The following is a 9,518-nucleotide window of genomic DNA, read 5'->3' as shown; positions in this document are numbered from 1 at the left end:
ACCCCACCCACGAAACGAACACACCGCTCAACACAACTGAGCAACACCACGCCACAATCAAGATCATTAAGCAAGCACAACAGCTACGCCACAGCCGGCACTGCACGAGTGCAGAGATCTGCACTACGGTGCGGCCGACTCCCGCGCTCGCCTGACCGGGAGGACGCCACACCTCGCCGACGCTGAGCAGATGGGAGGGCACCGAGCCGATGCGGCTTGCCAGCATGCACGCCGCGGTGCAGCGCACCTGGACGGTGGAACTGCGCCCGCAGCCGGGCGGGCCGGCCCTGGCCTGCCCCCGCTGCACCCCGCACCATCCCGTGCAGGCCGCCTCCGCCCGGTCGGCCGCCCTGACCCATCTGGCCCGCCACGCCCGCGCCGACACGCTGCCCGGGCACCTGCGCACCTGCCAGTGCCGGGCCCGGGGCTGCCACTGGCACCCCCGTCACCGTGGCTGCGCCGGCCCCGTCCTGCTTGCCCTGACCCGGGATCGCAGCGGCCGCACGTGGCGGCTCGCAGACGCCTGTGCCGCCTGCGCCGCCGCGATGAGCCACACCGCCATCGTGCCGCCGACACTGCTCAGTCCCGTTCGCATCCGTTCCTCCGCCGGCGGGCCGCAGCCAGAACGCAGGGTGCCCGCCTACGGCCCGCCGGAGCAGCAGCGCGTGCGGGAAATGCTCACCTACCTCGCCGTCGCCCTGCCCCGCTTCTCCTCCCCCGCCGCCCGACTGCTGGCCCTGCAGTGCGCCCTGCGCGCCGACGGCCGAGGCCGCGTCCGGCTCCCCCACGGCCTTCTGCGCAGCATGCGGCTGCACGGCCGTGCAGAACTGTGGAGCGAACTGGAACACGCCGGGTGGCTGCGCTGTTCCGGCCCGCGGCGTCCCCATGTGGAGGCGCGGCTGCTCGATGCGGACATGCACTCCCAGACATCCGGCCGCGGCACCCGCGCCCGCGCGGCGCACTGGGCCCTGAACCCCGTTCCGCTGGTCGCACCGCGCGGGATGTCCCCCACGGTGCAGCTCAACGCTCTGATCCTGGCAGCTCACACGTCTGACGGCTTCGGAAGTGCGGAACTCGACGTGCTTGCCCGGCTGGGCAGTCAGTCCCAGCAGCAGGTGGAGGATCTCCTCGACCAACTGGTCCACTGCCGTCTCCTTGCCTCCTGGCAGCACCTCAGGGAGCACGACGAGATCGCCTGGCGCCTCCTCCCCGAACGCGGCGTACCGAGCAGCGCCACACCAGGAAGGTGATCACCTGACAGCCCTTCCCTCCGAAACGGCACGGGAGGCAGCACGTCGGATCCGCGTCCCGCCATCGTCCGGTCATGCCACGGTGGGACGAAGAGACGTACGGCAAGTGGGCCGCAACTCCGGCGCACGGCTGCAGGGATCAGATCCGGTCATATTGTTTCGAGACAGCGTGAGACACCATGAGACGCAGAGAGACACCGGCGGACACCCATGAACGCCAATGAACGACAACGACCGCCAACATCCCTGGCCAGGAGTGTCCGAGACGGGGCACCGGGTTGTTTCGAGCCCGAGGAGGAGAGCAACACTTGCCGGTATGCCGAGCTTTCAGCAAAGGAAGGCCGTGGGCGACGCACACGAAAGGCGCGTCGCCGAGGAACTCGCCCTGCGCGGATGGGACGTCAGCCCCTGGGGCCAGGGCGTGCTGACCGAAGCTGTGCGAGTCGCCCTGCGGGGCACCGAGAGTTCACTGCGCTGGACACCCGATCTAGTGGTCGCCAAGGACCGGCAGGTGTTTCTGATCGACTGCAAGAGCCGCATGACCAGCCGCATCACCCATCGCCATGCGGTGGAGCGGGCTGCCGTCATGGCGCACCTCCAGCTCGCCGCATGGACGCAGCTGCCGATCTGCTACGTCTTCGACAACCTCGACGTCCTCACTCCCCTGGACGTCCTCATGCTGGGCCGCACGGGTCCGCAACCCGCCGCAGGCTCAGGCTCCCCCTACCACCTGGTGCCCACGAGACGCTCCCTCGCATTCGACGAGGTGTTCGGAACCATGCAGCAGCGGCACACCCCCCAACTCGGCGCCGCCTGACCCGGTCGGCATGCAGCTGCCGACCAGGGCGCCCCGGTCTCCTGCGCCGCGCCCATCACACCCGAGGGGCTCGAGGGCTCTCCGCCACCACTCGGCCGCCGCAGCAGAACAGATGGATCAGGCGGGCCAGCGAAGGCAGTGGGCCGCCTGGTGGGCAGGCAACGGCAAGGGGCGGCAGCACCCAGCAGTTCACAGCCTGGCCTGAGGTCCCTTCACAGCTGGGCCACGCGCCCGTGCCTTGCTCGCCACTCTCACCCACAAGGATTCACGTGGTCCGCGTGCTCAGACGCGCGACAGGCCGGTCCCTGCTGTTGCTTGCACACACAGCGCCGGTCCGCCGGTGTGACTGAGCGCTTCACATGGCGGGTGAGCGCCTGACTTGGCGGGGCTGGGTACTTCAGTGGGCGGGCGGGGTGAAGCTGTATGTCCGGGAGGGTGTTGCCGAGGAGGGCCCAAGGGTCGCCTGTCGGTCGTTGATCTCGGAGCGATGACGTTCGGCTTCGGGAGTGCAGGCCCTGTCCCGTGGATCGTCATGGCGTGAGGTCGGTGCTCGTCGCCGTTTCGATGTTATGGTCCTGGACCACTATCTGGAGGTGCTTCTGCGCAAGCCCGGCGCGTTGGACCGCTCCGAGGCACTGCACCAAGCCCGCGCCGAGGGCACCTTCACCGCCGAGCACGAGGCGTTCTGGGCTCTGGCCAAGCAGCAGCTCGGCGAGATCGACGGGACGAAAGCCCTGGTCAGGATCCTGCTCCTGCACCGCCATCAGCAGCACGCCGATGTGATCGCGGGCCTTCGCGCCGCACTCAAGCTGGGCACCTGCAGCGAGGACGTGATTGCTCTGGAGGCCCGCAAGGCCGCACAGGCCGACGGCCGGGCCCCGACCGTCACTGCCGCTCCGGCAGCCCCCGACCGGCTGCAACCTGCTGATCCGCAGATGCCGCAGGTCAGCCACCTCACCGCGCACCGCCTGGCCAGGCCCCTGCCCGAAGACGCCCGCCCCCTGCCCCGCCTGGAGCAGTGGGACGAACTGCTCCACCTACGCCGGAAGGACTCGTCATGACTGCCGCTCATCACGCCCTCACTGCCCAGGCGTCCGATGCCGCGATCGACACCGCCTGCCGCATGCTCCGGCTGCCCACCATGCGGGCCCAGGCCGCCGACACCATCGCCCGCGCCGAACGCGAAGGGCTCTCCTATGCGGGCTTTCTCGCCGAGCTGCTGATGGCCGAGTGCGAAGACCGCGACCGCCGCCGGGCCGAACGCCGCATCCGTGCTGCCCACTTCCCCCGCGAGAAGTCACTGCGCGACTTCGACTACCGCGCCAACCCCAATGTCGATCCGGCCGTCATCCACAGCCTCGCCACCTGCGACTGGATCACCAAGGGCTACCCGCTGTGTCTGATCGGGGACTCCGGCACCGGCAAATCCCACCTGCTCATCGGCTTGGGCACCGCGGCCGCCATGGCCGGCTACCGCGTCCGCTACACCACCGCCGCCAGCCTGGTGAATGAGCTCGTCGAGGCCGCCGACGACAAACAGCTCGGCAAGACCATCGCCCGCTACGGACGCGTCGACCTGCTCGAAATCGACGAGCTCGGCTACCTCGAACTCGACCGCCGCGGCGCCGAGATGCTCTTCCAGGTTCTGACCGAGCGGGAGGAAAAGAACAGTATCGCCATCGCCTCCAACGAAGCGTTCACGGGCTGGTCAAAGACCTTTACCGACCCGCGGCTCTGCGCGGCCATCGTCGACCGGCTCACCTTCAACGCCACCCTCATCGAGACTGGCACCGAGTCCTATCGCCTGGCCCGCACCAAAGCGAACAAGATCATCGGGACAAACTAACCGACCTCAACTCGCCTTCCACGCAGCCAGCGGTCACTGATCAGCGACGTCATGGTGCTGGCCGATCCCATCGTCCAGTTCGACGGCGAGGCGTTGGAGATCGTCGGTCGGCAAGGCAGCAACGTGGTTAAGCCATGCATTTTGCCCGCCAGCGTCGGCAGCACTTGGGGCCTCGGGAACGGTTTCGCGCCGTGTCCGCTCCTCCGCCTCGAACTCCTCAAACTTCAGCAACATATCGACCGCGAGCGGCGCGATGTCGGGCCGTTGCAGGAGGTTGCTGGCATACGGCACGAGCTCGGGCCGGTTGGCGAGGAACCGCTCGACCGCGATGCGACGATCCTCGGGGATCTCCGGAAACCGGCCGCAGACGGTTCGGTCCCAGGCCGACTCCACACCATCCGCCCTCATCTCGGGCTCCTCCCCTAGCAGGTCTGATCCGGCACACTGATCTTGTCATTCCCCGCGCCGGGCCCCTCGGCACCAGACCCATCATGCCAACGCTGGCGCACCACCGTGGCTTTGCGCCGTTCCAACCCCTGGTGGTCCCAGAACAAGCCGCCCTTCGGAGCCAAATCGGGTCGCCCGATCTTCACCAATCACCCTTCAACTGGGGCCAGTTGGAGTCGCCTTGGTGGGGCCGTTGAACGCCGCCCTAGCCACCCTGAAGGGCACCGAGATCTCCAAGGGCCGGTTCGCGCAGGAACTCGCCGACGTGCTGGCCGACCGGGTGGTGCCGTTCACGGTGCCTGACTACCTGGCGGGTGCCATCCGTTTCATCACCGCCCAGGACACGAGCACGCCTGCAGTGGGCGCGCCATGACGACGCCTGAGCAGACGGATCCGGTGCGGGCCGACGCCGAGAAGCAGCAGCAGGCCGCCATGGCCGTGGCCGCGCCTGCCTACGTGGCTGCCTGCCCGGGTGCGGGCAAGACGCATGTGATCACCAACCGGCATCTGCAGTCGCCCCGGCGACGGCTGCGGAAGGGGCGGGCGCTGATCTCGTTCACGCGGGTGGCGCGGGATCAGATGGCCCGGCGCTGCCGCTCGGCGGGCCGCGCCGATCTGGTGCAGGCACCGCACTTCATCGGCACGCTCGACTCGTTCCTGTGGGAGTTCCTGGTCAAGCCGCGGCGGGCGGCCCAGCCGGCGCCCCGTCTGCTGGAATCCTGGGCAAGCATCAAGGCCCCGGTGCAGGGCACGGACCGGGAGATCAACCTGCACCGCTTCCCCATGACGATAGATCCCTCCTACCGCGAAGCGCGCGAGGCTGTTGCCTGGGACAAGCTCGACTACGACACCCGCCAGCTCATCAAGGACACCTCCTACAGCCGCGCGCAGTGGGAGAAGAAGATCTTCGAAACCCGCAAGGCGTGGTGTGACGAAGGCTATTTGACCGGGCACGAGGCGCGGGTCTTGGCCCTGTGGAACCTGCGCCACGCCAAGACCGCGGCCGCTCTGCTGCCCCCGCTGCTCTCCCGGTTCGCGGAAGTCGTCGTCGACGAGGCACAGGACTGCTCCGCCGCCGACCTGGCGATCCTTCAGCTGCTGCACGACGCCGGCCTGCCGCTGGTTCTCGTCGGCGACCCGGACCAGGCCATCTACGCCTGGCGCGGCGCCGAACCCCGGGCTCTCCAGTCCTTCGCCGCTCAGCTCTCCCCCGCCCCGCACCGTCTGACCGGCAACTGGCGCAGCTCCCCCGTCATCTGCCGGCTCGCGTCCACCCTGCGCACGGGGCAGCGCCCGCCGGACACCTCCGTGGTGCGCGACGACGACATCCCCGTCCTCGTGCTGCCCACCCGGTTCGTCGACTCCGGCAGCCGGCACCTGCACGCCCCGACCGGTGCCGGCATCGTCGACGCCTTCCGCACGCTGGCCGAGGAGTACGCCGTCCCGGCCAAGGACTGCCTGGTGACCGCCTACAAGTACGCCACCTTGCCGGGCATCACCCGGGAGAAGCCCAACACCAAAGCCATCACCAGCCTGGCCTGGGCCCGCACCGTCACCCACACCCCGAGCGCCAGCGGCGATGACCTCGCCCGGGCCTGCGCGGTCGCCGTGCGCGTCCTGTTCGGCTACTGGTACCCGGGCGAGACCGGCGGCCCCGACCGCATCACGGCCCGCCACCGTCTCTCGGCCGGACAGGTCAACCGCACGGCGTTCGCCTTCCTGCACAGCCTGCCTGCGCCCCACCGGGAATGGGGGCCGCAGGTCTGGCAGGCCATGAAGGCCTGGCCCGCTTTGCCCGGGGCTGCTCCGCAAGGCAGAAAGGGCCGCCCCGCCGGAAAACCCACCGTGTCCCGCCCCCAGGCGGCCACCGGGATCCGCACCAACATCGTCCACCAGCTCAAGGGCGATGAAGCAGACGGTGTCCTGCTGTTGCTGCCCGATGCCGGAAGCGTCCAGCGCTGGGCCACCGCAGACCCGGCCACCGACGAGGTCCTGCGTGTCTGGTACGTCGCCGTCACCCGCGCCCGCCGCCTGGCCGCCGTCGCCCTGCCCGACGAGGAGAGCGACCAGCTGGCCCGGCTGCTGGTCGAGCGGCAGGTACCGTTCCGCGTCGCATGACCCTTCGTGTTGTCTGTCCCGCAACCGGCCGGGGGCAGACAGCACGATCCTCGCGGCAGCCTGCTGCTCGGCGTGCCCGCGCTGTCGGCATTCTGCGGCAGCCCGCAACAACGGCACCGGTTGCGCTGAACTGGCGGCAAGGTTGCAGGAGTTCACCGATCTGGACCGGCAGACTGCCCACGCATGATTCCCGTTGCGGAAGGAAGCCCGCAGGTGGCAGCAGACCGTGAAGGCTCTGCTGAGTGAGCTGCCCGGATCGGCATGACCGAGAACAGGGCTCCCACACCCGGCGGGAAGGCTGCCCGGCGTCCAGCGGGCCTTGGGCAGCGTCCGTTGGACGCCTGGGCGTCGGGCACCCCTACCGGTTACGGGCAGGCTTGGGTGTGTGTCACGCCGGGCTCAGCAGCACCTCTTCCAGGTCTTGCCAGCTTGGCGGCGGCTCGGCTGCAGAACGCACGACGGTCAGCAGACGTCCGTCGAGGCAGGCGTCGAAGCGGCCTTCGGCCCGTGCGAGGCGCTCTCGGACGCCGGCCTGGGGTGGGGGCTGTTCGGCCAGGACGGCCAGCAGCACCTCGTGCTGGGCAGGTCCCAGCGCGTCGGCGGGTACCCAGGTGCCGCGGACGGGATTGCCGACGAATTCCGCATCGAGTTCGGGGGCGGTGTCGTACAGCCGCTGCACCAGGCGGCCGGTCTGTGAGAGCGGGTCGGCCGTGGGTTGTGTGCGGGCAGCGACGGGCACCGGCATCGCGGTCCGCAGTGCGTCCGTGGCGGACGGCGGGGTGAGCGGCGGTTCAGACTCATCGGTCGGCATCTGCCCGAGGGGGCCCTCTGGTGGTCTGCGCCGTCGCTCGTGCACGGGAAAGCGCCACTGGTGGCCTTCGCTCTGCCGCTTCCAGCGGACGTCGAGTGCACCGTCCCAGCGTTTGTCCTGGGGGAGGAAGATGTCCACGGCGACGCCGGAGCGGCCGATCCAGACCCAGCTCATGAAGTAGGCGTGGTCCTGGTGGGCGGCGGACCAGCGGGCCAGGTCCTGCAGCCGGTTCTTCTGCTCGGCAAGGGGCCGTTTCGGCAGGAGTGTCTTGGTGCGGCGGTGTCGGCCGCGGGCCTCTCCCGCAACCCGGCCGCCGGGCAGGTGGAACAGCAAATCGGGCCGGATCCCGTCGTTCTGATAGTCCGTCAGGCTACCGGGCAGTGCGTCGAAGCTGTGCAGCGGATGCGCCGTGTTGTCCCAGGCGAAGAGCGCTTCACCGGCCGCCGTCAGCATGCCCAGGCCTGAGCTTTCGGCGACGAAGCCGCGGATATGCCGCGAGCTCGCCGTGAACGCGCGGTGATCGACCCGAAGTGGGCCGTCGGCCCCGGCGGTATGGAGGTAGCTGGCAAGGAGACGGACCTCGAGTTGCTTGGTCCGGTAGTCGAGGACGCGGTTGTGGTCGCAGGCGAGCGCGTTGATGTGGATGAGCCGGGCCAGCCCGACCGGCAACTCGCCCTGCCCGACCTCCGTGACGGTCACCACCGCCTCCTGCACCTGGAACTGCCACACCCGGGCTCGTACCGTGTTCACTTGCGCATTCCTCTTCTCGCTTGCGTCGCACCACGCGCCGTTCCCGGACGTGATGTGGTGCGCAACTCCCCCGCACCGTCGGGGTCTTCACATCATGCCGTCGGTCCGGGGCCGTCCGGCGCGTGTCGGCAAGCCGCTGCAGGGCGGACCACGCCGTCACTGACCGGCCCGGACCCCGGCCGGTCCCGCCGAGTCCTGCCGTGACTGGATCACCGGGGGACGGCGGGGGCGGCCGCGCGGTTTCCGGTCTGCTGCACGGCCCTTCAGCAGAGGGCTGTTGGCTGTGACGGAGCCCACCAGGAAGCCGAATCAGCTCCGGAATATTCCGTGTTAATGTTTTGAGGACTGATCTGAGGTGGTGGGGTGTGATGGCGTCCGGTGACCTGCAGGCGCATCCCGGCATGCTCGCACTCGCGCGCGAGTCGCGGGGCATGACGCAGGTCGAGGTGGCCGCGGCCATGACCAAGGACTCTCCTGCCGGGGCCGCGGTCGTGTCCCAGGGGTATGTCAGCCGCGCGGAGTCGGGACGCCTTGTGGTCGCCGACGATCGTCTTCAGCTGTATGCCGCCGCCCTGGGTTACCCGGTAGACCTGCTGAGTCTGGATCCCCGGGTGAGCGGGGTGGGGGTGGGACTGATCCATCACCGCAAGAGAGCCTCTCTGTCGTCCTCTGCCCTGCGCCGCATCCACGCTCAACTCGCCCTGGTACGGGTGCAGGTGACGGGTCTCGCGCGGGCCGCAGCGGCAGCGGGCGTGCAGCACCGCTTCTCCCGCGTGCTTCTGGATGACTTCACGACGGCCAAGGATGCGGCCCGCCAGGTGCGCCGCGCCTGGGGCCTGCCCAGGGGCCCGGTGGCGGATGTGATCGCCGCGATCGAGGAGGCCGGCGGCCTGGTCGTGATGCGCAGTCTCGGCAGTGAGCTGCTGGATGCGGTCAGTCAGTGGGACGACCTGCAGGTCCCGCTGGTCCTGGTCAACGACCATGCGCCGGGCGATCGTTGCCGCTTCAGTGTCGCGCATGAGCTGGGCCATCTAGTGATGCATCCCGCGCCCGGCACGTCGAGCGAGCAGGAAAAGCAGGCCGACGCGTTCGCCGCGGAGTTCCTGATGCCCGCGGCCGATATCCGGCAGGCGTTCGCCGACGGTGTGGACTTGGCGCGGCTGGCGGAGCTCAAGCGCGTCTGGCGGGTGTCGATGAGCGCGCTGCTGCGGCGCGCGCTCACCCTGAACGCCATCACCGAATGGCAGTACCGCACGGTGATGGTGGAGATGTCGGCGCTCGGCTACCGAACGGCCGAACCGGTCGAGGTGGAGTTGGAGCGGCCCACGCGCGTCCCGGCACTGGTGGACACCCTGTTGTCCGACCTCGGCCTGGCGATCGACGAGGCGGCCGCGTGCGCCCGCCTGCTGCCCGAGGACTTCAAGCGCCTGTATGTGGCAGGCGACCGCTCGTTATCCCCTAAGCCGCTTCGAAGGTGAG

The 9,518-nt window shown here is 69.4% G+C and carries 9 protein-coding genes; 7 read left to right on the top strand and 2 right to left on the bottom strand.

The features are described 5' to 3' along the window. Window positions 1-209 precede the first annotated feature (209 nt). The 4 genes from AC07DF_RS11525 to istB all read left to right on the top strand — a co-directional run bounded on the left by AC07DF_RS11525 (window position 210) and on the right by istB (window position 3,913). Complete coding sequence (locus AC07DF_RS11525) at window positions 210-1,250, top strand: hypothetical protein (protein ID WP_478969419.1); 1,041 nt, start codon at window positions 210-212, stop codon at window positions 1,248-1,250. Between the two features lie 343 nt (window positions 1,251-1,593). Next, window positions 1,594-2,067, top strand: a complete 474-nt coding sequence (locus tag AC07DF_RS11520; protein ID WP_478969417.1) for a hypothetical protein — start codon at window positions 1,594-1,596, stop codon at window positions 2,065-2,067. A gap of 569 nt (window positions 2,068-2,636) precedes the next feature. Then, window positions 2,637-3,128: a hypothetical protein gene (locus AC07DF_RS11515; RefSeq protein ID WP_478969415.1), complete on the top strand. Its 492-nt coding sequence runs from the start codon at window positions 2,637-2,639 to the stop codon at window positions 3,126-3,128. After that, window positions 3,125-3,913, top strand: coding sequence for an IS21-like element helper ATPase IstB (gene istB / locus AC07DF_RS11510; protein ID WP_478969413.1), 789 nt, complete (start codon window positions 3,125-3,127; stop codon window positions 3,911-3,913). Before AC07DF_RS11515 ends, istB begins: the two co-directional genes overlap by 4 nt. Window positions 3,914-3,946: 33 nt before the next feature. Here istB and AC07DF_RS11505 read toward each other — a convergent pair whose 3' ends face one another. Then, a complete protein-coding gene (locus tag AC07DF_RS11505) occupies window positions 3,947-4,321 on the bottom strand; it encodes a hypothetical protein (RefSeq protein WP_478969411.1) in 375 nt (124 codons plus the stop codon). A 223-nt stretch (window positions 4,322-4,544) separates the two neighbouring features. Here AC07DF_RS11505 and AC07DF_RS11500 point away from each other — a divergent pair, with 223 nt between their 5' ends. Together AC07DF_RS11500 and AC07DF_RS11495 are read left to right on the top strand one after the other, a co-directional pair. Then, on the top strand, window positions 4,545-4,733 hold the full coding sequence (locus AC07DF_RS11500; RefSeq protein ID WP_478969409.1) for a hypothetical protein: 189 nt from the start codon (window positions 4,545-4,547) through the stop codon (window positions 4,731-4,733). Then, a complete protein-coding gene (locus AC07DF_RS11495) occupies window positions 4,730-6,478 on the top strand; it encodes a UvrD-helicase domain-containing protein (protein ID WP_478969407.1) in 1,749 nt (582 codons plus the stop codon). Before AC07DF_RS11500 ends, AC07DF_RS11495 begins: the two co-directional genes overlap by 4 nt. A 388-nt stretch (window positions 6,479-6,866) precedes the next feature. On the opposite strand, the gene AC07DF_RS11490 is transcribed toward AC07DF_RS11495, so the two are convergent. After that, window positions 6,867-7,988 (bottom strand): hypothetical protein, encoded by a 1,122-nt coding sequence (locus AC07DF_RS11490; RefSeq protein WP_391459785.1) that lies wholly within the window; start codon window positions 7,986-7,988, stop codon window positions 6,867-6,869. Between the two features lie 419 nt (window positions 7,989-8,407). Between AC07DF_RS11490 and AC07DF_RS11485 the strand changes: the two genes are divergently transcribed. Further along, entirely contained in the window at window positions 8,408-9,517 is a 1,110-nt protein-coding gene (locus AC07DF_RS11485) for an ImmA/IrrE family metallo-endopeptidase (RefSeq protein ID WP_478969405.1), read from the top strand. Window position 9,518: the final 1 nt, after the last annotated feature.

This window comes from Streptomyces sp. NPDC044719 (assembly GCF_056433405.1).
The sequence above is the reverse complement of the archived record's forward strand: the minus strand, read 5'-3'. Positions and strand labels throughout refer to the sequence as shown.